This is a genomic window from Devosia rhodophyticola (genome assembly GCF_028816475.1).
Lineage (GTDB): Bacteria > Pseudomonadota > Alphaproteobacteria > Rhizobiales > Devosiaceae > Devosia > Devosia rhodophyticola.
On sequence record NZ_CP118247.1, the window covers coordinates 1,054,613 to 1,075,923 of the forward strand.

At 56.9% G+C, this 21,311-nt stretch carries 22 protein-coding genes; 8 read left to right on the forward strand and 14 right to left on the reverse strand.

Annotated elements, in window-relative coordinates; translation table 11 throughout:
• Positions 1-79 precede the first annotated feature (79 nt).
• Together PSQ90_RS05165 and PSQ90_RS05170 are read right to left on the reverse strand one after the other, a co-directional pair.
• On the reverse strand, positions 80-1,720 hold the full coding sequence (locus PSQ90_RS05165) for an ABC transporter permease (protein WP_282212354.1): 1,641 nt from the start codon (positions 1,718-1,720) through the stop codon (positions 80-82).
• A 5-nt stretch (positions 1,721-1,725) separates the two neighbouring features.
• Positions 1,726-2,787 carry an ABC transporter ATP-binding protein gene (locus tag PSQ90_RS05170; protein ID WP_282212355.1) on the reverse strand — a complete coding sequence of 354 codons (1,062 nt, stop codon included), beginning with the start codon at positions 2,785-2,787 and terminating at the stop codon, positions 1,726-1,728.
• A gap of 128 nt (positions 2,788-2,915) precedes the next feature.
• On the opposite strand from PSQ90_RS05170, the gene PSQ90_RS05175 reads away from it, so the two are divergent.
• From PSQ90_RS05175 to PSQ90_RS05185, 3 genes are read left to right on the forward strand one after another with little or no spacing between them, the layout of a single operon-like run.
• Positions 2,916-3,908 (forward strand): extracellular solute-binding protein, encoded by a 993-nt coding sequence (locus PSQ90_RS05175; RefSeq protein WP_282212356.1) that lies wholly within the window; start codon positions 2,916-2,918, stop codon positions 3,906-3,908.
• Between the two features lie 38 nt (positions 3,909-3,946).
• Positions 3,947-4,963: a hypothetical protein gene (locus PSQ90_RS05180; protein WP_282212357.1), complete on the forward strand. Its 1,017-nt coding sequence runs from the start codon at positions 3,947-3,949 to the stop codon at positions 4,961-4,963.
• Positions 4,960-5,778, forward strand: a complete 819-nt coding sequence (locus PSQ90_RS05185) for a DeoR/GlpR family DNA-binding transcription regulator (protein WP_282212358.1) — start codon at positions 4,960-4,962, stop codon at positions 5,776-5,778. Before PSQ90_RS05180 ends, PSQ90_RS05185 begins: the two co-directional genes overlap by 4 nt.
• A gap of 96 nt (positions 5,779-5,874) precedes the next feature.
• Here PSQ90_RS05185 and PSQ90_RS05190 read toward each other — a convergent pair whose 3' ends face one another.
• The 10 genes from PSQ90_RS05190 to PSQ90_RS05235 all read right to left on the reverse strand — a co-directional run bounded on the left by PSQ90_RS05190 (position 5,875) and on the right by PSQ90_RS05235 (position 15,927).
• Positions 5,875-6,612, reverse strand: coding sequence for a glucosamine-6-phosphate deaminase (locus tag PSQ90_RS05190; RefSeq protein ID WP_282212359.1), 738 nt, complete (start codon positions 6,610-6,612; stop codon positions 5,875-5,877).
• 103 nt (positions 6,613-6,715) lie between these two features.
• Complete coding sequence (locus tag PSQ90_RS05195; protein ID WP_282212360.1) at positions 6,716-7,735, reverse strand: aldo/keto reductase; 1,020 nt, start codon at positions 7,733-7,735, stop codon at positions 6,716-6,718.
• Between the two features lie 33 nt (positions 7,736-7,768).
• The gene (locus PSQ90_RS05200; protein ID WP_282212361.1) at positions 7,769-8,782 is read right to left on the reverse strand and encodes an ABC transporter ATP-binding protein; all 1,014 of its coding nucleotides are present in this window, start codon (positions 8,780-8,782) and stop codon (positions 7,769-7,771) included.
• Entirely contained in the window at positions 8,779-9,810 is a 1,032-nt protein-coding gene (locus PSQ90_RS05205; protein WP_282212362.1) for an ABC transporter ATP-binding protein, read from the reverse strand. The genes PSQ90_RS05200 and PSQ90_RS05205 overlap by 4 nt, the downstream gene beginning before the upstream one ends.
• Positions 9,810-10,673, reverse strand: coding sequence for an ABC transporter permease (locus PSQ90_RS05210; protein WP_282212363.1), 864 nt, complete (start codon positions 10,671-10,673; stop codon positions 9,810-9,812). Before PSQ90_RS05210 ends, PSQ90_RS05205 begins: the two co-directional genes overlap by 1 nt.
• The gene (locus PSQ90_RS05215; protein WP_282212364.1) at positions 10,670-11,674 is read right to left on the reverse strand and encodes an ABC transporter permease; all 1,005 of its coding nucleotides are present in this window, start codon (positions 11,672-11,674) and stop codon (positions 10,670-10,672) included. Before PSQ90_RS05215 ends, PSQ90_RS05210 begins: the two co-directional genes overlap by 4 nt.
• Positions 11,675-11,751: 77 nt before the next feature.
• Positions 11,752-13,533 carry an ABC transporter substrate-binding protein gene (locus PSQ90_RS05220; RefSeq protein WP_282212365.1) on the reverse strand — a complete coding sequence of 594 codons (1,782 nt, stop codon included), beginning with the start codon at positions 13,531-13,533 and terminating at the stop codon, positions 11,752-11,754.
• Between the two features lie 42 nt (positions 13,534-13,575).
• On the reverse strand, positions 13,576-14,760 hold the full coding sequence (locus PSQ90_RS05225; protein ID WP_282212366.1) for an enolase C-terminal domain-like protein: 1,185 nt from the start codon (positions 14,758-14,760) through the stop codon (positions 13,576-13,578).
• A gap of 58 nt (positions 14,761-14,818) precedes the next feature.
• A complete protein-coding gene (locus PSQ90_RS05230) occupies positions 14,819-15,187 on the reverse strand; it encodes an L-rhamnose mutarotase (protein ID WP_328517525.1) in 369 nt (122 codons plus the stop codon).
• The gene (locus PSQ90_RS05235) at positions 15,139-15,927 is read right to left on the reverse strand and encodes an IclR family transcriptional regulator (protein ID WP_282212368.1); all 789 of its coding nucleotides are present in this window, start codon (positions 15,925-15,927) and stop codon (positions 15,139-15,141) included. The genes PSQ90_RS05230 and PSQ90_RS05235 overlap by 49 nt, the downstream gene beginning before the upstream one ends.
• Positions 15,928-16,401: 474 nt before the next feature.
• Between PSQ90_RS05235 and PSQ90_RS05240 the strand changes: the two genes are divergently transcribed.
• From PSQ90_RS05240 to PSQ90_RS05265, 5 genes are all read left to right on the forward strand, one after another.
• The gene (locus tag PSQ90_RS05240) at positions 16,402-16,869 is read left to right on the forward strand and encodes a GbsR/MarR family transcriptional regulator (protein WP_282212369.1); all 468 of its coding nucleotides are present in this window, start codon (positions 16,402-16,404) and stop codon (positions 16,867-16,869) included.
• A gap of 138 nt (positions 16,870-17,007) precedes the next feature.
• Positions 17,008-17,331, forward strand: a complete 324-nt coding sequence (locus PSQ90_RS05245; protein WP_282212370.1) for an ArsR/SmtB family transcription factor — start codon at positions 17,008-17,010, stop codon at positions 17,329-17,331.
• Entirely contained in the window at positions 17,328-17,738 is a 411-nt protein-coding gene (locus PSQ90_RS05250) for an SRPBCC family protein (RefSeq protein ID WP_282212371.1), read from the forward strand. Before PSQ90_RS05245 ends, PSQ90_RS05250 begins: the two co-directional genes overlap by 4 nt.
• A 35-nt stretch (positions 17,739-17,773) precedes the next feature.
• Positions 17,774-18,013 carry a hypothetical protein gene (locus tag PSQ90_RS05255; protein WP_282212372.1) on the forward strand — a complete coding sequence of 80 codons (240 nt, stop codon included), beginning with the start codon at positions 17,774-17,776 and terminating at the stop codon, positions 18,011-18,013.
• 544 nt (positions 18,014-18,557) lie between these two features.
• Positions 18,558-19,655 carry a Gfo/Idh/MocA family protein gene (locus tag PSQ90_RS05265; RefSeq protein ID WP_282212373.1) on the forward strand — a complete coding sequence of 366 codons (1,098 nt, stop codon included), beginning with the start codon at positions 18,558-18,560 and terminating at the stop codon, positions 19,653-19,655.
• An 11-nt stretch (positions 19,656-19,666) separates the two neighbouring features.
• Here PSQ90_RS05265 and PSQ90_RS05270 read toward each other — a convergent pair whose 3' ends face one another.
• Both PSQ90_RS05270 and PSQ90_RS05275 read right to left on the reverse strand, forming a co-directional pair.
• Positions 19,667-20,425 (reverse strand): GntR family transcriptional regulator, encoded by a 759-nt coding sequence (locus PSQ90_RS05270; RefSeq protein ID WP_282212374.1) that lies wholly within the window; start codon positions 20,423-20,425, stop codon positions 19,667-19,669.
• Complete coding sequence (locus tag PSQ90_RS05275; RefSeq protein WP_282212375.1) at positions 20,422-21,309, reverse strand: carbohydrate ABC transporter permease; 888 nt, start codon at positions 21,307-21,309, stop codon at positions 20,422-20,424. The genes PSQ90_RS05270 and PSQ90_RS05275 overlap by 4 nt, the downstream gene beginning before the upstream one ends.
• Positions 21,310-21,311: the final 2 nt, after the last annotated feature.

A 21,311-nucleotide genomic window follows, 5' to 3' on the forward strand; every position in this document is an offset into this window, starting at 1 on the left:
TGATATCCAAGGATTTCTGTCGGGCAGGGATCCGACGTTTGATGATGGCGGCAAACTCAATTTTTGAATGTAGTTCCTCCTAAAGCAGGGCTTGTTCGTTGCGCCCCATGAACCGGAAGGCGATGTAGACGGCGCCGCCGCTTAGTACCAGCAACACCGTCGACAGCGCCGCCGCCGTACCGAAATCTCCATCCAGAATAAGCAGATATATGCGAACCGGCATGGTCATCGTACTACCGACATAGAGCACCAGAGACGAGGAAAGCTCGTTGATGGCGGTGACAAAACTCAACATGCCGCCGGCAATAATACCGGGCACAATCAAGGGCACTGTGATGCGCAGGAAGGCCTGGAAAGGGCTATAGCCCAACGATATCGCAGCCTCCTCCATGCTGGGAGAAATCTGCCGAAGCGACGACGCCGTGGTCCGTACAGTGTAGGGTAGACGGCGGATAAATACTGAGAGAATGATAATCGTAGCCGTGCCGGTCAACACAATCGGACCGGTATTAAAGGCGGCAATGAACGCGATACCGATAACAATGCCGGGCATCACATAGGGCACCATGAACGCGCCATCGAGCAACGCTGTGTTGAAGTTGGTGCGCCGGGCGACAAGAACGCCGACGACCGTCCCAACGATCACGATCAATGCAACAGCGGTGAGCGAAAACGTCAGCGAGTTGCGGACCACATCGCCCAGATTGAACAGAATGCGTTCGTAGCTTTGCAGCGCAAAGCCACTCTGAAACACCGGGCCACTGGTTTTGCGAAAAGAGTAGATCACCGAAATGATAACCGGCATGGCGCCCGACAGACCAATGAAATAGACCGCAACATGCGCCAACACGTTCCGCCAGCCCTTGAGCTTGATGCGGACTGGCTTGTTGATCATGTTCCCGTGGTAGACATTGCGGCGCGACATGTAGCGCTGCAACAGAACGAACACCATGGAAACCAGAATGAGCACCACGCTGATGGTGGTTGCCATGGACATGTTCGAGCCCACTTCTGCCGAATAGAGCGTGAAGGCTTCGGTCGCCAGCACATTGTACCCGCGCCCCAAAAGACGCGGTGTGCCAAAATCTGCAATGGCATGGATTAGCGCCAGCAGGCCACCTGCAGTAAGTGCAGGAAAAACCATCGGAAACGAGATCTTGAACGTGCGCTGGAGGGGCGTCAGGCCAAGCCCTTCGGCAGCCTCTTCCAGCGAACGATTGACGTTGCTGAGAGCGCCCGAGACCATCAGATAGACATAGGGATAGAACTTGAGCGAAAACACGATGAGAATACCGCCGACCCCGTAGATCGGTGGCATGTTGACGCCCATATCGCGCAAAAATCCACGAACCACCCCGCCTGCTCCGAACAGGACGATCCAGGAATAGGCACCGATGAATGGCGGCGAAACCAGCGCAAGAATGGCCAGCAAGGACACGAACCTGCCGCCACCGATGACAAAGCGCGACACGCAGAACGCCATGATCGAGCCCAACAGCAGCGCTCCGATCAGTCCGCCAAAGCCAACCACCAGGGTATTGATGAACGCTTGATGGAAGCGCGGCTCTCCCAGGAACTTCAGGTAATTGGCAATGGTCGGGTTGCCGCTTTGATCATAGAGGCTGGAGACCAGGACTGAGCCAACGGGGATAAATAGAAGCACGAAGAGCATAACCCAGGTGAGGATCATGACCACGGTCCAGAAATTGAAGCGTGGCATGGCAATCATCCTTTGGAACTGATGCGACGACCTTCGGCATCAAATGCCATAGGCGCGCTTGGCTGCACATTGATGGAAACAGTCTCCCCAACTGCCTTTGTTGCCGCCATTCCCGGATTGGCGAGCTGGACTACGAGGCGTCCGACCTCGGTTTCAACCTGCAAATGCGCTTCGCGGCCAAGATAGGTAAACTTGCTCACCATCCCGCTCAATGTCGCGCCATCCGAAGTCGGAGCGCCGTCAACCAGCAGATCGAGATGTTCGGGACGGACCGCCCAGGACTTGGCGGCGGCCGCCGACAGGTTCAACTGTCCCAGCATGGCGTCGAGGGCGGCTCCAGCGTTGAGAAAATTCAGCGTGCCAACAAAAGTCGCGACAAACTGGGTCTGCGGATTGCCGTAGATTTCCTGCGGCGTCCCGATCTGCTCGATCCTCCCGGCGTTCATCACACAAATGCGGTCAGAAATGGCCAAAGCCTCTTCCTGATCATGTGTCACATAAATCGTGGCAATATTGACCTGCTTCTGGATGTCACGGATTTCTTCACGCAATTCGATGCGCAGCTTTGCATCAAGATTGCTGAGCGGCTCATCCATGAGCAACAATTGCGGATTGATCACCATGGCGCGGGCCAGGCCGATACGCTGTTGCTGTCCGCCTGACATCGCCGCTGGAAGCCGATCCGCCATGGCATCAAGGCGAACGGCGGCAAGCGCCTCAGCCACACGAGCCTTGATCGCCTCCGCAGACACTTTGCGCGGCTTAAGCCCGAAGGCGACATTGTCGAAAACGCTAAGGTGAGGAAACACAGCATAGTCCTGAAAGACCATGCCGATGTCGCGCTGATGGGGCGGCACAACACGCAAGTTGGCCCCGCCCAGCGTAATTTCTCCTGAGGTCAGGTCATTGAAGCCGGCGATTGAACGCAACAGCGTGGTCTTGCCACAGCCGCTTGGCCCCAAGAGCGTGAAAAACTCGCCACGCTCAACAGCGACCGAGATACCGTTCAGCGCCTTGAAGCTTTCGCCAAACTGCTTGGTCGCGTTATTGACCGACAAATAGCTCATGCGATCCTACCTCCCCCGTCAGTGTCGCAACACATTGACGCTTACAAAATTTCGTATTGCAACAATTTTCGGCGTAGTTCAGGATGAATTTTGCCTTGCATTGATCGAAAACGAACGGGAGGACTACAATGAATATTCGCAAACGTACATTTCTGACGCTATCTGCTGCTGCATTGATCGCCTCGACCAGCTTGACCTCGCTGGCGCTGGCCCAGGAAGGTTCCGTGGTCATCTATACGGCTCACAAATCGTCAATCGTTGACACGCTGCTACCAATTTTCGAGCAGGAAACCGGCCTTAAGGCAGAAGTGGTCAAGCTTGGTTCGGGCGATGTTGCCAAACGCGCACAGGCCGAATCCGCTGCCCCGGCGGCCGATGTCATCTGGTCGATTTCGGGCAGCCAGCTCACAGAACTCAAGGATCTGCTCGAACCCTATACACCACCAGAGTTTGACCAGATCGATCCGCAGTTCATAAAGGACGCGTCCTGGACCCCATACACAGCTGTAGTCTATGTGTTGGCGGTGAATACCGATCTGCAGCCGCTCGAGAGCGCTCCCAAGACCTGGGCTGAGCTGTCGGATCCGAAATGGAAGGGGCAAATCGCCAGCGCCAGGGCCGATGGTTCCGGCTCCGCGATGCAGCAGTTGCAGACGGTTCTGACGGTGTTTGGCGATGACGGCTGGGACAAATACGCCGCGATTGCCAAGAATTTCGTCTTTACGGATTCCTCTGGCGCCGTGCCGCGCTTTGTGGCTGATGGCGAAACATCGATGGGTTTGACGCTGGAAGACAATGCGCTCGAATATGTCCAAGGGGGCGCACCCATCTCGATCGTGCATATGTCGGATGGTACTGCGGCAACGCCGGATGGGGTTGCCTTGGTCAAGGGTGGCCCCAATCCTGAAGGCGGTAAAGCCTTCATCGACTGGGCAATGTCCAAGTCTACCCAGGAAAAACTGGCAATGGATATCGGGCGCCGGTCCGTCAGGATGGATGTGGCCGGTCCGGCTGGAACACCCAATCTTCCTGATCTGACGCTCGTCAACGTCAAGCCGCTCAGCGATTTTGGTGGCGCCGAGGCCGTCCTGGAAAAATGGCGCGCCGCCATCGGCGGGTAGGCCAACAGGTCAGCCGAACATTATTGGAGCACGATTAAATGAGGCAGCTTCAGGCGTTTACGCTGGGCAAGAAATTTGGCCAACCTGAGGCCAATGAAGATAGCCTCGTTGTCATGCCAAACTTGGGTTACGCCGTCATTGACGGCGTAACCGATCGCAATGGCACCCGCTATGACGGCATGCTGTCGGGGCAATTTGCCTCCCGCACAGCCAAGCGAGCCGTAGAATATTTCCTGCTGGCGCAGGGTCATGCTGACCAGCCCGAACTGCAATTCCAGGGCGGCGAACACTTCGTCGATTATCTCGGCAAGGCGATCCATACCGGATATGCTGCCAACAATGCTCTGGCTGCGGTCGAAGCCGATTGGAAACTGCGCGGTGGTTGTACTGTTATGGCAGTACTACTGATGGGCGACAGGCTTGAAGTGGTCGCGGTCGGCGATAGCGGTCTGCGGGTAAATGGCAACGATATCCTGCAAGTCCTCAAGCCGCTTGACGATGTGACCGCCATTCTGCGTCGCCAGACCTGGCAGTATTTTGCCGCCCGGCATCATTCTGCCGAGGAATGCGACAGGCTCTCCACCAGCGTTACCTGGCAGGGCACACAGAACCAGATTGACGGAACCCCGACCGCAGATCCAGAGTTTGTCCGACTGATCGAGGCCGACACCTTGGCGGCCTGCCGGTCCCACTTGCCGGGGGCGCCGGAACACGAGCTGTTGCTGCTAATCCAGCAGGGTATCGCTCACGGTCAGGGCGATTTTCAGAACGTGACAGAGCCAGTGCTTGGCTATGGCGCGATTGATGGCTTCCCTGTTCCTTCACGCTATATCGAAACGCGCAGCTACGCGCTGGCTGATGTCGAGACAATCGAGCTATTTTCGGATGGTTACTTCAAACCCGGCATTGATTTTGGTATCGCCTCCTGGGAAGCAGCCTTCGCGGCCGTGGAAGCGGAAGATTTACACAAGATTGGTCGATACATGAGCACCAAGGGTACCACCGCCACACAACTGACCGATGATCGCAGCTATTTGGGTGTGCGCTTTAGATGAGTGGCCGGATAGCGCCAGGTTCACCGCCCGCATCTGATACAGCGCTCCGCGCGACGGGTCGTGCCGGTGATCGTCGGCACGCCATTCTTGAGGCTGTGCGCGCCAATGGCGCTGCCTCGGTTGCCGAATTGGCAATCCGATTTGGTGTTACCCACCAAACCATCCGACGCGACCTACGGACCCTTGAAACGCAGGGCATGCTCCAAAAGGGTTTTGGCGGCGCGTTCGCCTCGCCCGGCGTAGCCCACCATACTCGCGACCAACGTCACGCGATAAGGGTCGCTGCAAAACGCCAACTGGTTGCGGCGCTCGAAGAATTCCTGATGCCCGGTGCGACGATATTCGTGGGGTTGGGGACGACATTTGATTCACTGCATGAGGTGCTGGGTCGCCGCCCCGGGGTTCTGATCGCGACACCGAACCTGGAAGTGGCCCATTCCTGCGCGTTGAAGACGGACGCCACCGTGTATGTCTATGGGGGCTATGTGCGGAACAAGGATTCCTCAGTTCTCACACTTGCCGATGACAGTCGCCAACGCTTCAAGTTCGATATAGCTGTTATCGGCGCCAGTGCGATAGATCGGGACGGCACTGTCCAGGAGTTTGATCCTATGGAAGTGGATCTGGTGCGCTCGATTTTGCCCCATTCCCGACAGGTGATCCTGGTTGCCCACGACGAGAAATTTGGCTGTCATGCGCCCCACGTGGTCACACAACTGTCCCAGATCGATGTGTTGATTACCAATGGCGCAGCCGAGGGCCGGTTCGATGATCCATCGCTGCTCACCAAACTGCGCGTCATTTCGACTTCTTAGCTGGCTTGCAGTGATGGCTGCAAAGCATCGCTCTATAGCACCACCCCAGGATCAACACGGACCCCATGGGCGGAAAAGGCACGCTTGATCGCATCCCTATCGGGCCAGTCGGCTGGCAGAAGCGGGATCAAGGTGCAGGCTCGCATTTTGATGATGCTGCAGGATCGAGGCAGGAAACAAATTGCTGACCGTGCCGTCGACGGCGTTGTGTACTGCATCGGCCTTGCGCTCGTCAGGCACGGACAAGATGATTTCACGCGATTTCATGATCTGGCGGATACTCATCGAAATGGCGCGCTCCGGCACGGCATCTAAACTTTCAAACCAACCTTCACCCATCTGTTGGCGTCGACACGCTTCATCCAGGTCCACAACAATGTAGGGGGTTTCAACCGTAAAATTGGCTGGCGGGTCGTTGAAAGCGAGGTGACAGTTTTCGCCGATCCCCGCAAAACAGACATCTACGGTCTCGTTGGCAATTCGCGCGTTGAGGCGCGCCAATTCTGCTTCCAGGTCAGCGGCATCGCCAGCCACTTTTACAAATGCGCCTAATGCAGGCAAATGGGCGATGAAGCGCTCTTCCAGATACCGCCTGAAACTGGCCGGGTGCGCTTCTGGCAAGCCAACATATTCGTCGAGATGGAACGCGGTCACGCGGCTCCAGTCGATGTCAGCCTGCACGAGTCGGTCAAGGGTAGAAAACTGGCTGGCACCGGTAGCGACGATTATCGCGGCGCGGCCGTTCGCTTCGATCGCTTTGGCAACTGATGCCGCCCCCTGGGCAGCTGCAGCCGCACCCAGTTCGTTAGCCGATTCATGTGCAATAATGTTCATGGCGAGTCCAGGTCAGTTCGGCGCAGTTTGACAATGCAAGCAGCCATGGAGAGAGCGTTGCCAACAAGGGTACGCGATTGCGGCAAGCATGGCCGCTATCAGATCATGCCGGCACGGGCGCGTCGAGGTCTATCAACGCCTGGGCCCGCAGTTCGTCCCACATCTGGTCCGGTATCTGCTCTCTTAGGAAGACCACGTTTGAATTTACCTCCGTCGGACTTGCACCGCCCGGGATGACCGAAACCACGGCCGGATGCCCGAGAGGAAATTGCAGCGCTGCCGCCTGCAACGAAACGCCGAAATGAGTACACACCAATTGGATGCGGCGTGTTTTTTCTTGAATGTCAGGCTCTGCAATCTGGTAGCGATAGCGAGCTTTGGGTCCGGGGCCTGTCGCCAAAATGCCCGAAGCATAGGGGGCCCCCACAATAACTGAAATATTGTTGTCGAGGCAGTAGCGCATGCCCGACGGCAACGCGACCTGATCCAGCAATGTGTAGGGCATCGCGACAACGCAGAAATCGAGCGGTATGCGACGGGCCGTCGTATCAAGCGTTTCGGACGCATTGAGCCCCATGCCGATGGCCTTGATGTGGCCATTACGCTTGAGCTCCTCAAGCGCTTTCATGCCGCTGTCGAACAAGTCTTCCAGCCTGGGGCCCCCCTCATTTTGGGCAGCTTCCGGGTCGTGGATCAGCAACGCGTCAATTGTATCGAGCCCCAGACGCAGCAGGCTCTGTTCGTAGGAACGCATGATGCCGTCGTAGGAATAGTCCCAGACAATCTCCATGTTCAGCCCACCGCCCCATGGTGTCCGGTCGAAATTGCGTGGATCATCGGGCCGTCGGAAATAGCGACCGACCTTGGTTGTCAGTACGAATTGATCGCGCGGCTGGTCAATGAGGAAATCGCCGACACGATGCTCACTAAGACCGCGACCATAAAAAGGCGCGGTATCAAATAAGCGCACCCCGCTATCCCAGGCCGCCTTGAGTGTCGCGTGGGCCGTTTCGCTCGAAACCCGGTTGTACATGCCCCCGAGATGCGCCGCGCCAAATCCGAAGGGTGGTATTTCGAGTGAGGTTGCGCCGAGCGGGCGCCGGTCGGTCAACTGAAAGGACATATTGATAAACCTTGGTCAATTCGTTGGCACTTGCTAGCCGAGGCGAGCCGTTTCGGGTGGGCGGAATACGGAGGCCACATCGTCATCGGGCGCCACCGCAGACCCGTCGTAGAGAAAGCAGGTTGCCAGACGCTGCGTATCGGGCACGAATTTGGGTGGTGGCGCGCGCCAGCACTGCTCCATGACGCTGGGGCATCGCGGCGCAAACTGACAGCCATTGTTGAGGCGGGCGGCATTGGCTTCCGTGACCGGAATTTCGTCGGCGCCCCAAACCTTGTCCAGATCTGGCAATGGAATCGAGGACACCAGAAGCTGCGAATAGGGATGTTTTGGATCCCCTATGACGCGTTCAACTGCCCCGGCTTCGGCGACCGTGCCCCGGTAGAGCACAACAATGTTGTCACAGATCTGAAAGGCAGTCGTCAGGTCATGCGTGATATAGACAATCGATATGCCCAGATCGCGATTAAGGGTGCGCAACTCATCCAGAATTGTGGCGCGCAGCGACGCATCGACCATGGAGACCGGTTCATCAGCGACAATCAATCGCGGCCGGAGCAACACCGCTCGCGCCACCATCACGCGTTGGCGTTGACCGCCGGAAAGCTCGTGCGGGAACCGGCCAAGCGTATCCTGCGGCCTTAGGCCGACGCGCTTGAGCGCATCTTCGATCAGGCTCTGCGCCTTGGCGTCAGTATCGGCCAGCCGGTAACGCTTGACCGGCGTCGTCAGCACATGATCGATCCGATAGAAGGGATTAAATACTTCAAACGGGTCCTGGAAGACCGGCTGCACCTCGCGGCGAAACTGCCGCTTTTCCGAGGCGCTCATCTTGGCAACGTCCTTGCCCCCATAGAGCACAGCGCCTTGTGTTGGCTCTATAAACCCCAGCATCATGCGTGCAAGGGTGGTCTTGCCGCTGCCGCTTTCCCCTGCGACAGCTGTCATCGATGGCGCGTCGTCCGAGAGTGACAGCGTTACATTATCAAGGGCGGTGAACCCACCATAGCGCTTGGTCAGTCCCTGCACTTCCATCAAGGCCTTCATGGTTGCGCCTCCGTGTCGTTAGGGCCTACGGGCATGGGCGGCAACGCACTATGCTCGGGATAAAGGTGGCAGGCCGCCTGTTGACGGTCCCCAACCTCTTGAGGCTGCGGGACTTCGTTCTTGCACCTTTCAAAGGCGAAGGGACAACGTGGGCTAAAACTGCAACCCGGCGGCAAATTGACAAGCGGTGGCGGCAGGCCGGGAATACCGATGAGTGCCTGCTTGACCTTGATCCCAGGCAGGCTGTCGACCAACAGGCGCGTATATGGGTGCCGCGGTGCCTCGATCATCTGGCGTACCGGTCCTATTTCGACAATTTTTCCAGCATACATCACGCCGACTCTGTCGGCGAATTGGGCCACAAGTCCCATATCATGGCCGATCAGCACGACAGCGGCCCCCAATCCGTCCTGCAATCGGCCCAGCGTTTGCATGACCTGTCGTTGCACCACAACGTCCAGCGCGCTGGTTGGCTCGTCGGCGACAATGACCTTGGGGCTCAGCGAGGTGGCTATGGCCATGGCGGCCCGCTGCTTCATCCCTCCCGACAGCTCATGGGGAAAGCGGCGCGCGACTTCGGCGGCGAGCCCAACATTGGTCAGCAACTCTTCGACGCGGGCATTGAGTGCCGCACGTTTCATGCCTGATGTGTGCGCTACAATGGCGTCAATGATCTGCTCCTCAAGCCGCATTACCGGATTGAGCGAACTCATGGCCCCCTGAGGAATAAGGGCAATATCGCGCAATCGAGTTTCGCGCAGCTCGCGGGCCGACATTGCCATGATGTCTTTGCCATCCAGCATGACGCTACCCGAGGCGATCCGACCGGGTGGTCGAGTCAACCGCATCAGCGCAGTTGCCATCGTCGTCTTTCCGGACCCCGACTCGCCAATCAAACCAAGACGCTCACCCGGCTTCAGCGAGATGGAAACGTCGTTGACCGCTTTGGCCGGACCATGGCCGGTATCATAATGCACGTTAAGGTTGGTGACTTCGAGCACGGGGTCGACTTCTTTGGGAGCACTCATCAGCGTCTGGCCAGTCTTGGATTGGCAAAACGATCAAAACCGACCGAGGTCAGGAACAAGCCGATAAAGATCAGCGCGATTACCACAATCGGCGGCCCCCACCACCACCAATAGCCGCGCAGCACCGCCGAGGACTGTTGCGACCAGTAGATCGTATTGCCCAGCGTCATTTCTTCGAGGGCACCAAGCCCCAAAGCCTCGAGGCCGATAACGGCAAGGATCGAACCGGAAACCGTGCCAACAAAGCTGGCAACGATATAGGGCATGATGTTGGGCATGATCTCGGCAAACAGGATTTCCCATGGCCCCTCGCCGTTGACCCGCGCGACCTCAATATAGGCTTTTTCGCGAACGCTTAATACCTGCGCGCGCACCGTGCGCGTGGTGAACATCCAACCAAGCGATGCCACGACCATCGCCATGATCAGGGTGCTCATGCGATCAATATTGCCCGCGATAACCACGAGAACCGCGATAGCTGGCACCGTGAGCAAGGCATCCGAGATAACCCGGATGATTGCGTCGGCTACGCCACCAAAATGACCGGCAATCAGGCCAAGCACGGCGCCGAACCCAACGCCGATAAAACCAGCAATCAGGCCCATTTTCAGGGTGTTTGGCGTGGCGTAAATCAACAAAGTCCACATGTCGCGGCCCTGGGAATCTGTCCCCAGGAAGTAATCAGCCCCCGGCGGTCTGCGTGGACGCACCGCCCCCACGGTTGCGTTGATTGGATCGACGAACAGCGAGCCGACGACACCAAACAGCACCACGGCGATCAGGATTGTGAGGCCCAGCACCAGTATTGCGCTGATCCGGCCCTGTTCATAATTGCGGCGGAGGGAAGCGAAGAACCGGTTCATCGGCGGATCCTGGGGTCAAGCAGTGGATATATGAGGTCGACGATGAACAAAAGCACCGCCAGCGAAACGATGAGCATCAGCACCACGCCCTGAATGACAAAATAGTCCTGACCGCGGATTGCCACATAGAGTAGCGACCCCAGGCCCGGATAATTGAAGATGACTTCAACAAGAATAGCGCCCGAGACAACATGGCCGAGCGACAGGGCCAGGGCAGTGATTTGCGCCAGCAAGGCATTGCGCATGCCGTACCACACGAAAATGCGCCGGGGCGGCAACCCCTTGGCTTCGGCGAAGGTGATGTAATCCTCGCCCAACACATTGATCATCTGGCTTCGCATCCCCAGTGCCCAAAAACCGATATTACCCAGAATAATAGAAAGCGCTGGCAACAGGGCGTGGTTGAGAATATCTCGGGTCGTCTCCCAATCAAATCGCATGATGCGGGTTGTATCAACGCCCCCCGCCGGCGGGAACCATCGCAGCACCACTGCAAAAAAGTAGATCAGAATAATCGCCAGCAGGTAAAACGGGATCGAGGTGAGAACCATCATCATGGGCACCAGCGTCTTGATCCCGCGCCCGGCACCGGGCCAGGCCAGGCGTGCGCCGAGCAGCGAACCGGTCAGGAACGCGATCAGTGTTGCCGTTGCCAGCAGGCCTACCGACCACGGCAATGCGTTGCCGATCATGGTGGAGACTTTTTCGGGGAAATTGGCGAATGAGACCCCAAGATCAAGCCGGAACAAATCCATCCAATAATTGAAATATTGCTCGATCAACGGTGCATCAAGGCCGTATTTGGCGCGATAGGAGGCCGAAACGGCTTGAATATCAACGTTTTGTGCGCCGCCAGCGGTTTGCAACCGGGCTAGCGCTGTTTGCACCGGATCCCCGGGTAAAAGCCTTGGAATAATGAAATTGATACTCACCGCAACAAAGATGATCAGCAAGAACTGACCAAAGCGGGTCAATAGGTAGCGCTGGAGTTCCTTCGACATTTAGCCTCGCTGCCGGTCTGTTCGAGCAGGTGGGACAGACAGGCGAACCCGCCTGCCCCAATGTTGGAAAGCCAAATTTACTCGGCGCCGCTCGGCTTCAGATTGTGGATCACCACGTTAAATGCTTCCCACGGGGTGTAGGGAGCCACATAGGGATCCTCGGCTGACGGCCATCCGGTCCAGTAGGTGTTGTTGAAGGTCACCACGTGGAATTCCTCGAGCATGTCGATCTGCGGCAAGTCACGCAGGGCAATGTCGAGCGCTGCGGCCGCATCCTTCATGTAGCCCGAATCAGGACTGGTGTCGGCGGTCACAGCATCCATCCGGTCGATGATCGCGTCATATTCCGGGTTGGAGTACCGTGATGCAGCAATTGGAGTCGGGATCGTCTCGCCCAGTGGGCGGGAGAACTTGCTGTGATAGTGCTGCAAGGTTTCCAGCGGTTCACTGAGACTGCCACAATGCACGAACACCATGGTATCAAAGTTGCCGGACTGGATATCGGGCAACCAGGTATCGTCCACCGGCGCTTGTACCGCGTCAAAACCGGCATTTTTCAGTTGCTGGGTAAGCGGGGCGAGTATCGGCTGGATGAACGCCGGTGTGCGAACGGTCACGCGGATCGGCGCACCATCCTTGGCCCACAGACCATTGCCATCCTTGGCATAGCCCCCGTTGGCCATGTACTCGTCGACCTTGTCCTGGGACGGATCATCGAGGTTGTACTTGTCGAGTACTGCCTGCAAGGGGCTACCCTCGCCAAGCCATGTGCCCGCCATATAGCCCGAAAAGGCATAGGTTACGGGCTTTTGCGACCCTTCATAACCAATGTCGTTGAGCGCATCGCGATCGATGGCATAGTTGATCGCATAGCGCAGGTTCACATCGTTCCATGGCTCTTTCATCATGTTGAAAACGAGTGAATAGTCACACCCGTCTGGCGCACCCCAGTTGGGGCCCTCGGTATTCCATGATTGCAATTTGTCATTTTGGGCGCGTGCCGCCTCGAATGTACCAATCAATAGCTGCCGACCGCCATCAACCTGGTTGGCGATATGCAATTGGCCCATGGCATCGTCGCTGGAAACCGGCACAAGAATGATGCGCTTTGGCGCGGGCATATCCTGGAACCCCGCATTGGCGCCCCACCAGTCATCACGGCGATCGAAAATCTCCTGCTGATTGGTGGTGAGCACCAGCTTGTAGGGTCCAGTGCCAACCGGCCAGCCCTTATCCGGATCATAGTTGGTGAAGGTCGCAAAATCCTGCCCCTCCCAGATGTGCTTCGGCAGGATGGTATGGTGGTTCTCGTGGCCAAGCGCCAGATAGTCACGGATAAAGCGCGGTGCAGCTTTGTTGAAGTTGATCGTCACATTCAACGGGTCGTTGATGGTAACGTCCTTGATCCACTCATTATAGGCAGCGGCACCACGCGATTCCGGAGGCGCGTCCCGAACCGCTTCCAAAGTGAATTTTACGTCCTCGGCGGTGAATTTTTCACCGTCGGACCATTCAACGCCGTCTCGAAGCTTGATCGTCGCCGTCATGAAGTCAGGCGCGTATTCGTAGCTTTCTGCCTGCCACGGGATCAGCTCGCCCGTATTCAGATTTGTATAGAACAGCATTTCATTGACGGTGAATTGCATCACATCGCGCTGATGGGTGACAGAAGTAAGGTATGGGTGCCAGTTCTCCACATTGGCAAACTGGGCTGGCTGATCGCCCCAGGGCGTCAGCACCAATGTTTCATTGCGCGGCATATCTTCTACCTGGGCAATCGCCGTCGACGCCAGCAGCGGCAGGGTTGCCAGCGCCAGCGCGCCAGCAAGGAGGTATCGTCTCGGCAGGGGCAGTCTCATGATATCTCTCCATCTCTTGTTGGCCATTGCTTGGCCGTTGGTCTAGAGCGCCATCTTTTCGATGGCATTCATGGACAAGCCGTGGCCGAAGCCGGGCTCATCACTGACATCCACATGGCCATTTTCAGGAACAGCCATGCCGGGATAGTTATTGGTTTGCTTGAGCGGCACACCAGGCGCACCGCCGACAAAGAACTCGCCCCAACGACTGTTGGGTGCCGAGATATTGAAGTGCTGACCAAACGGGGTGTTCATGCCCGCGTGACAGATCACCTCCAGACCAGAGGCCTCTGCAATCGCGGTGATTTTCTGCACCGCAGTAAAGCCACCGACCCAGTTGATGTCGGGTTGGAAGATATCGACCACCCGATCCTTTGCCGCCTCAAAGAATGTGTAGGGCGTGTACCAGTGTTCGCCCGTTGCCAGCGTTTGCCATGGCAACCGTTCCCGCAGGGCCTTGTGCGAGGTGTGATCCTCGGGAATGAGGCAGTCCTCAATCCATTTCAGATTGAACGGCTTCAAGCGATGGGCCAGTCGAACCGCGAATTCGACGTCAAACGCCATCCAGCAATCCAACATCAACTCGACATGGGGCCCGATCAGATCTCGGGCCTTGCCGACGAATGCCTCGTTCTTGTCGAGCGCCTCAAGGCCATCGGCCGTGCCATATGGGCAGGCCAGTTTGGTCGCCTTGAAGCCGAGCTCCATGTGCCAGTCGGTATCGTTGCCGGTCGCGTAACAAAATTGCTTTTCGCGCGCCTTGCCGCCGGCAAGTTCATACACTGGAAGCTTCAGGACACGGCCCTTGAGGTCCCAAAGCGCCAGATCGATGCCACTGATTGCGTATGATGCCAACCCCGAGGAGGAATATGGTGATGTGATGCGCATCATCATGTCCCAGAGCTTTTCTGTTGCCAGCGCACTCTCATCGACCAGCAGCGGGCCGATGTGGTCATTGATCAATGAGATTGTCGGTTGACCGTATCCCGTCGTGCCAAAACCCCAAGATCCGTCGTCCGCCGTAACGATCACACCAACGGCGGGGAATGCCGAATTCCAGCTGGCGCGCAGCGCCTTGTATTTTGGGTAACGCGACATCGGGTTGGCCACTTCCGCGCCCTTGGTCCATGGCGGCCGTCGAGCGACCCCGCTGGCTTGAGCCTCCTCATAATTGCCGCCCGCAATGGGGTTGGTTATGGCGAACGCCTTGATACTCTTGATCTTCACAGACTTCTCCTCAGTATGCCGTTCCGGCCCTCCAGCCGGTTGAAACAGGGTGGTCGCTTCAGTCCAGTCGAAATACCTCCTCGACGGGTTCGACCACCGGTCGCGCGTCAGGGTGGGTTTCCATATGTGGCTCCATCCACTTCCACCATTTCTGGATCACCAGATCGACGCCGCCGGTTTGAGACGGCGCGTCCTCGGGCTTTTCGAGATAGGCGAACAACAAGAGGCCATGGCGATAAATCGAATAATTATAGACGCCCTGACTTTTGAGCAGCGCGACCATTTCCGGCCATATCTCGTCATGCTTGCGCTTATATTCGGCCTCTTGGCCCGCCTTCAGTTTCATTACCCACGCAGAACGCACGAACCCCCCCCCAATTACCCAACGGCATGAACGCCACGGGACACAGCAACCAACGGCGGCCACTCCCCCGAAAAACCAAGTCTACGGCTTATTTCCTCGGCCGCCGCGCCAAGGCGAGAGGCAAGAGGCTGAACACTGCTCCCAGCTGCCTTTGGAGACGGACCTGAAATACTGATGGCGCCAACGGGACGCCCTGTGCGATCCACAATCGGCACGGCAACACAAAAAACTCCCAGCACCACTTCCTGGGCGTCAATCGAATAACCGCGCTCGCGAATGCGCGCCAACTCCGCCCGCAATACCGTCGCGGATGTGATGGTGTTGGGGGTAAATTGCTTTAGCGGTCCATTGACGATGCGTTGTTGGTCGGCGTCGGCGAGGAACGCCAATATGGCTTTTGCGGCACCGCCACAATGCAGCGGGCCACGCGAGCCAACCCGCCAGTCCAGCTGCATATTTTCATTGCCACGCACTTTGTCGATGCAGACGCAGCCATCCCCACTCGTCACATTGACATTGACTGTTTCACCAACCTCGGCGGCAATTGCCTCGCAGAACGGGCGGGCCAGTCGTTGGAACCCCAGCCCATCGAGCTGCAGTTCAACAATATCAAGGAGGCGATAGCCAAGCTGCCAGGCGCCCTGACCATCGCGTTCTACGGCCGATTCTTCATCGAGTTCGCTGAGCAGGCGATGGACGGAACCGACTGGCAGGGCCAGTTGCTCGGCAACGGCGCGAACGCCGAGCGGACCCTTGCGCGCCAAAAGGTCAAGCACCTGAATCGTGCGTCGAACGCTCGACATTGATCATGCCTTCCCTCTGCAAATCCTGGCGGGCGAATGGCCCGCAGGGCGCACGAATGCGTGGCGTAAAACGCGACCACGCTACAGCGTGCATACTGAGTGACTTCCTCCAACGTCCCAATCCCGTGGTGTTCCACATTTGGATCAGTCTGTTCCAAAAAGGCTAGTTTACATCCACCAGTGAGTCAACGACGCATCAATCTGGCCGCGACAATATCCGCACCCCAACCAGCAATTTGGCCGAACGGAAAACGATTAAGTGGGCGACGGCAGGGATATCGGTAGATTGATCTGATCAGCCACCAAAGATCACCGCATCGCGTCGGCGCTGGCGATAGGCCAGGTCGACAATACAATCGTGCACCGGCCCGATTGACCTCCATCCCGTGTTCCGACCCAGGGAACGCCCTGCGGTTGATTTTGTTCACTTTGTTCAGCATGTCTTAAACACATTGAGCTGATAATGGTGATCTCATGAATCAAGCACCAACACCGATCCCGGAAGACCATTTCATCGAGCAGATGGGCCTGATATCGCAGGGCGAAGGCGGCACGCGCATCGCCGGCAGAATTCTGGGTTTGCTGATTGTTGAGGGGCGTGCCTTGTCGTTGCAGGAAATGGCAGGGCGACTGCAAATCAGCAAAGCCAGCGCCAGTACAAATTCGCGAAATTTGGCGAACCGTGAAATCATCAGGATGGCGACCTCGGCATCATCGCGTCAGGACTACTACGAATTCGTGCCCGGTTCGTACACCCAGATGGTCGCCGCGATCGGCCTGACCATGCGCCGCACCGCAGCCAAGGTTAGCGAGTCCGTTGCCCGGCTTGAGGCAGGTTCTGCCCGCGACCGCGTGCAGGAACTTGCAGATTTCTATCAGGTGTCCGCCGAGTTTGTAGACGATTGGGCTGAGCGCCTTGCCAGCCGATCTAAATCGGTTTGACCTAAAAGTCCGGCCTGTCCGCGTCAAACTTTCACCGGTAAAACGGTTAGTCTTTTCGCTCTTGCAATGCCCCCCTTGACACACCCATATCCCGGCGGTTATGAATTGAATTCATAATCCACCAGTTATCGGTTTGAGATGTCAGAACCTTACGAAATTCTTTTCAAGACCCTTGCCGATCCGACGCGGCGGGCTATTTTTGAACGGCTTTGCCGCGAGGGGGATTTGACGGTTGGCGGGCTAACGGCGCAGGCGGGGGTTTCCCAGCCGGCTATTTCAAAACATCTCAAGGTGCTCAAGGAGGCAGGCCTGGTGCTGGATCGGCATGAGGGGCGGCAAACGCATTATAGCGCCCAGCTTGAAAGGCTCGCTCCGCTGAACGATTGGACACGAGAAATGACCGGGTTCTGGGAAAATCGGATCAACCGGCTCGAAGATCTGCTCAAAAGGATGGACCAATGACTGACCAAACGACCACGACGCGCTCCGTTGTCATTGAACGCGAGATCGCTTGTCCGCCAGAAAAACTATGGCGTGCACTGACGCAACCGCTCCTGATTTCCGAATGGCTCATGAGCAATGACTTTCAGCCAGATGTGGGGCATCGGTTCAAATTCTCAGCAGATTGGGGGTCTGTCGATTGTGCGGTGACTGAAGTCGAACCGCAAAAAAAGCTGGCTTACAAATGGGACGCGATGGGGCTTGAAAGCACCGTCACCTGGACGTTGACGGCGACCATTGAGGGCACCCACTTGCGAATGGAGCAGGCAGGTTTCCGTGCCGACCAGAACCAAGCTTACAACGGTGCCAAATTCGGATGGCAGCAATTCTTCGGGAAGCTCGAGGAGGTGCTCGCAAAGCTGGACTAAAAGTCCGGTTGGGCACGTGAAAACAGGAGGTCCAAATGAACTTGAGCTTAAGTATCCGAAAGGTCCACCGCTGGCTGTCCATTATTTTTACGACGACCGTTATCGCCAATTTTGCGGTTATGGCAGTTGGAACGCCGCCTTCGTGGGTAGTCTATTCACCGCTGCCGCCGCTCTTTTTGATGTTGTTCAGCGGCCTCCACATGTTCTTCTTGCCCTACATCAACGAATGGCGCGGTCGACCTGGCAAGGGCCCAACGACGCGCCATCACACTTGAAACACGATCAGAATACGAGGGCACTGACCCCATGACAGCAACCGAACAAATAGACCAATATATCAACAATCTGGAAGACTGGCGCGGCAAGATGCTGGCTACTGTTCGCAAGGTCATATTGGAAACTGATCCAGACATTACCGAGGAGTGGAAATGGATGGGTAGCCCAGTCTGGGCGCGCTTTGGCAATCTGGTGGTTGGCAACGCGCATAGGGACAAGGTGAAGCTGACCTCGCCCAGGGGGCCGCCCTGCCCGACCCAAACACGATCTTCAATAATGGATTTGGCGGCAAGGTCTGGCGATCCATTGATATTTTCGAAGGCGACAAGGTCAACGAGCCTGCGCTCCAGAACCTTGTCCGCGCCGCCATTGCGCATAATCAGGCCAAATCAAAGAAGAAATAGCACGCGAAATGATCCTACATTGGCGGTGCACAGGCGGGGTGTCTTGTCGCGCCCAATATCAAGTTGTGAGTATGCCACACCGGTGTTATGCGCTTGGGGCAAATGATCCGGCGAACCGGGCCGGCAGTGAGGAAAGTTTATGGACAAGATTGGTATTGGCATTGTCGGATTGGGCAATATTTCGGCGGCTTACCTGAAAGCCAGTAAGGAATTCCCGGTCCTCGACATTCGCGGCGTTGCCGATATGAACCCTGATGCAGCCAGGGCGCGCGCCGATGAGTTTGGCCTTAATGCGGTTGGGCTGGACGCGCTGTTTGTCGACCCTTCGATTGATATCATTCTTAACCTGACCATCCCCAAAGCCCACGTTGAGGTTGGCCTGCGCGCCATTGATGCGGGCAAGCATGTCTATTCGGAAAAGCCATTGGGGATCGTCTTTTCCGAAGCGCAAAAACTGGCCGCAGCGGCCAAAGCAAAGGGGCTGCGGGTAGGCTCGGCGCCTGACACGTTCTTAGGCGGCGCGCATCAAACCGCGCGGCGACTTGTCGATGAAGGCGGTTTGGGTCAAATGATTGGCGGCTCAGCCTATTTCATGTGCCCGGGCCACGAGCGTTGGCACCCTAACCCGGCGTTCTATTATGAGATCGGCGGCGGGCCAATGCTCGATATGGGCCCCTATTATATTACCGATCTGGTCAATCTTTTGGGACCGGTGGCCAAGGTTATTGGCATTGGCACCATGACGCGCTCGACCCGCACGATTACCGCCAGTGAGCGGGCCGGCGAGGTCATTCCTGTTGACGTGCCCACCCATGTGTCGGGCACGCTGATTTTCGAGAACGGCGCGGTCGTGCAGGTGACGATGAGTTTTGATGTGGCGGGCCACAAGCATGTGCCGATTGAAATCTATGGCACAGAGGGATCGCTCATTGTCCCCGACCCCAACAATTTTGGCGGGCAGATCGAAATGCTGAGCAAGGGCGGCGAGTGGGCCAATGTCGATACGGACATGCCCTACGCCGATGGCAATTATCGCTCGATCGGACTGGCCGACATGGCCCATGCCATTTTGAGCGACCGGCCCCATCGGGCCAGCGGCGATCTTGCCCTTCATGTGCTTGAGGTCATGGAGGCCTTTGAAACCTCATCACGTTCGGGTGCCGTGGTCGACATCACCACACCAGTCGTTCGCCCTGCCCCGCTATCGAAAAACATCACCAACGGGCGCCTCGACTAAGGCGACAGCAATCAGCGGTTTGGGGCACTGTCCCCAACAAAATACTGCGGCGTACGTGAGCGGATCAGATCCAGTTCGTGCATGACTGAAGTCAAATGGCTGGCAATGCTCTTGTCAGCGCCATCGACATCATGGGCCAGCATTTTTTCAAGAATATCTTCATGCTCGGCCACCAGGTCGAGCATGTGCTGCTGGCTCAAGAGCGAAAGGCGGCGCACACGGTCCATGTGAAACTTGGCTTCACGCACCTCGTCCCAGATCGACTCAAACCCTGCGGCTCTGCCAATCAGGGCATGGAACTGATCATCTGAATCAAGAAACCCCTGATCATCATTGAGCGTGGCGTAAGTCTTTTGCAGGGCTATTTCGCGGTTCATCAGCGCCGCAATCTCCGAGGTCAGCTTTTCGGCTGCCAAGCGAACCAATGGTCGTTCCAGCGCTTCGCGGATAAAGCGGGATTTTGCGATCAACTCCTCGCTCAGCGGCGAAACGCGAGTGCCGCGCTGGGGCAGGATGTCGACAAGTCCGCGACGGGCCAATCGCGCAAGCGCCTCACGCACCGGGGTGCGACTGACACCGAACTCGGTTGCCAGGCGCGCCTCAGACAATTCCTGAAATGGTTCAAGTTCCATGTCCAGAATGCGCTGCATCAGATGATCATATACCTGCGAGGCAATCGATCCACCGGCGCGCTGAAACAGATAGGTTTCATCGCCGCTGCGCGCGTCGGCACTGTCGTCCGCAGATCTGGGAATGTCTTTGCTTTTCATTTTGAACCGAGTTGCAAACCGGCCATGAAATATCTCCGCAGAACGATGAACATGAGAACGGTTGGGATACTCGAAATCAGCGTGGCTGTTATCACCACATTTGGGCCCGTCGTGGAATAGGTTCCCTGTAACGATTGCAGCGCCACCATGATCGAGCGCACTTCAATGCCATTGGCCAGGATGGATGAGAACAGCAAGTCGTTCCAGATAAAGGTGAATTGCAACAAAAACAATGCAATCAACGGTCCGGTCGCATTGGGGATGATCATTGAGATGAACACCCGCCATTCACTGGCGCCTTCAATGCGGGCCGCTTCATCGACTTCGTGGGTGATACCCGAAAATGAATTGCGCAGCACCAGCAGTGGAAACGGGATGCAAATCGCCACATAGATCAGCAACATGCCCAGCCAGGAATTGACCAGTCCCAACCGCTGATAGCCGAACAGCAGCGGCACCAGATACATCTGAAATGGAAATAGCGTGCCGGTGAAAATCAGCATGAACCAGCCATTGGCGCCGATCAGCTTGAGCCGGGTCATGCCGTAAGCAGCGGCTGCGGCAAACGCCACGGCCAAGGCGGCCCCAATACCGGCGTAGGTCAGGGAATTGATCGCGGCCTCACCAAGGTTGGCCAAGGTCCACGCCTGAACCACATTATCAACGATCGGTGCCAACGAATTGGGCAGATCCAGAACCCCGCTGGTTGCGTACTCCTCGGTTGTCTTGAAGATCGTGACAAACAAATAATAGAATGGGGTCAGATAAGCGACGGTCAAGGCGATGATGGGCACAACCAACCAGCGCCCACCGCTCTTTTGGGCGCGTCGTTCTTTTTCAATCAACGCGTTGATAAAGTTCTGGTCGGTAATGTCTACTGCCATGA

Excerpts from the sequence above, each read along its gene's own strand:
- PSQ90_RS05165 (WP_282212354.1), bottom strand. The coding sequence starts at position 1,720 with ATGCCACGCTTCAATTTCTGGACCGTGGTCATGATCCTCACCTGGGTT.
- PSQ90_RS05200 (WP_282212361.1), bottom strand. The coding sequence starts at position 8,782 with ATGAAGGCCTTGATGGAAGTGCAGGGACTGACCAAGCGCTATGGTGGG.
- PSQ90_RS05240 (WP_282212369.1), top strand. The coding sequence starts at position 16,402 with ATGAATCAAGCACCAACACCGATCCCGGAAGACCATTTCATCGAGCAG.
- PSQ90_RS05205 (WP_282212362.1), bottom strand. The coding sequence starts at position 9,810 with ATGAGTGCTCCCAAAGAAGTCGACCCCGTGCTCGAAGTCACCAACCTT.
- PSQ90_RS05180 (WP_282212357.1), top strand. The coding sequence starts at position 3,947 with ATGAGGCAGCTTCAGGCGTTTACGCTGGGCAAGAAATTTGGCCAACCT.
- PSQ90_RS05170 (WP_282212355.1), bottom strand. The coding sequence starts at position 2,787 with ATGAGCTATTTGTCGGTCAATAACGCGACCAAGCAGTTTGGCGAAAGC.
- PSQ90_RS05185 (WP_282212358.1), top strand. The coding sequence starts at position 4,960 with ATGAGTGGCCGGATAGCGCCAGGTTCACCGCCCGCATCTGATACAGCG.
- PSQ90_RS05270 (WP_282212374.1), bottom strand. The coding sequence starts at position 20,425 with ATGAAAAGCAAAGACATTCCCAGATCTGCGGACGACAGTGCCGACGCG.
- PSQ90_RS05245 (WP_282212370.1), top strand. The coding sequence starts at position 17,008 with ATGTCAGAACCTTACGAAATTCTTTTCAAGACCCTTGCCGATCCGACG.
- PSQ90_RS05175 (WP_282212356.1), top strand. The coding sequence starts at position 2,916 with ATGAATATTCGCAAACGTACATTTCTGACGCTATCTGCTGCTGCATTG.
- PSQ90_RS05265 (WP_282212373.1), top strand. The coding sequence starts at position 18,558 with ATGGACAAGATTGGTATTGGCATTGTCGGATTGGGCAATATTTCGGCG.
- PSQ90_RS05220 (WP_282212365.1), bottom strand. The coding sequence starts at position 13,533 with ATGAGACTGCCCCTGCCGAGACGATACCTCCTTGCTGGCGCGCTGGCG.
- PSQ90_RS05250 (WP_282212371.1), top strand. The coding sequence starts at position 17,328 with ATGACTGACCAAACGACCACGACGCGCTCCGTTGTCATTGAACGCGAG.
- PSQ90_RS05195 (WP_282212360.1), bottom strand. The coding sequence starts at position 7,735 with ATGTCCTTTCAGTTGACCGACCGGCGCCCGCTCGGCGCAACCTCACTC.
- PSQ90_RS05235 (WP_282212368.1), bottom strand. The coding sequence starts at position 15,927 with ATGTCGAGCGTTCGACGCACGATTCAGGTGCTTGACCTTTTGGCGCGC.
- PSQ90_RS05215 (WP_282212364.1), bottom strand. The coding sequence starts at position 11,674 with ATGTCGAAGGAACTCCAGCGCTACCTATTGACCCGCTTTGGTCAGTTC.
- PSQ90_RS05210 (WP_282212363.1), bottom strand. The coding sequence starts at position 10,673 with ATGAACCGGTTCTTCGCTTCCCTCCGCCGCAATTATGAACAGGGCCGG.
- PSQ90_RS05275 (WP_282212375.1), bottom strand. The coding sequence starts at position 21,309 with ATGGCAGTAGACATTACCGACCAGAACTTTATCAACGCGTTGATTGAA.
- PSQ90_RS05190 (WP_282212359.1), bottom strand. The coding sequence starts at position 6,612 with ATGAACATTATTGCACATGAATCGGCTAACGAACTGGGTGCGGCTGCA.
- PSQ90_RS05255 (WP_282212372.1), top strand. The coding sequence starts at position 17,774 with ATGAACTTGAGCTTAAGTATCCGAAAGGTCCACCGCTGGCTGTCCATT.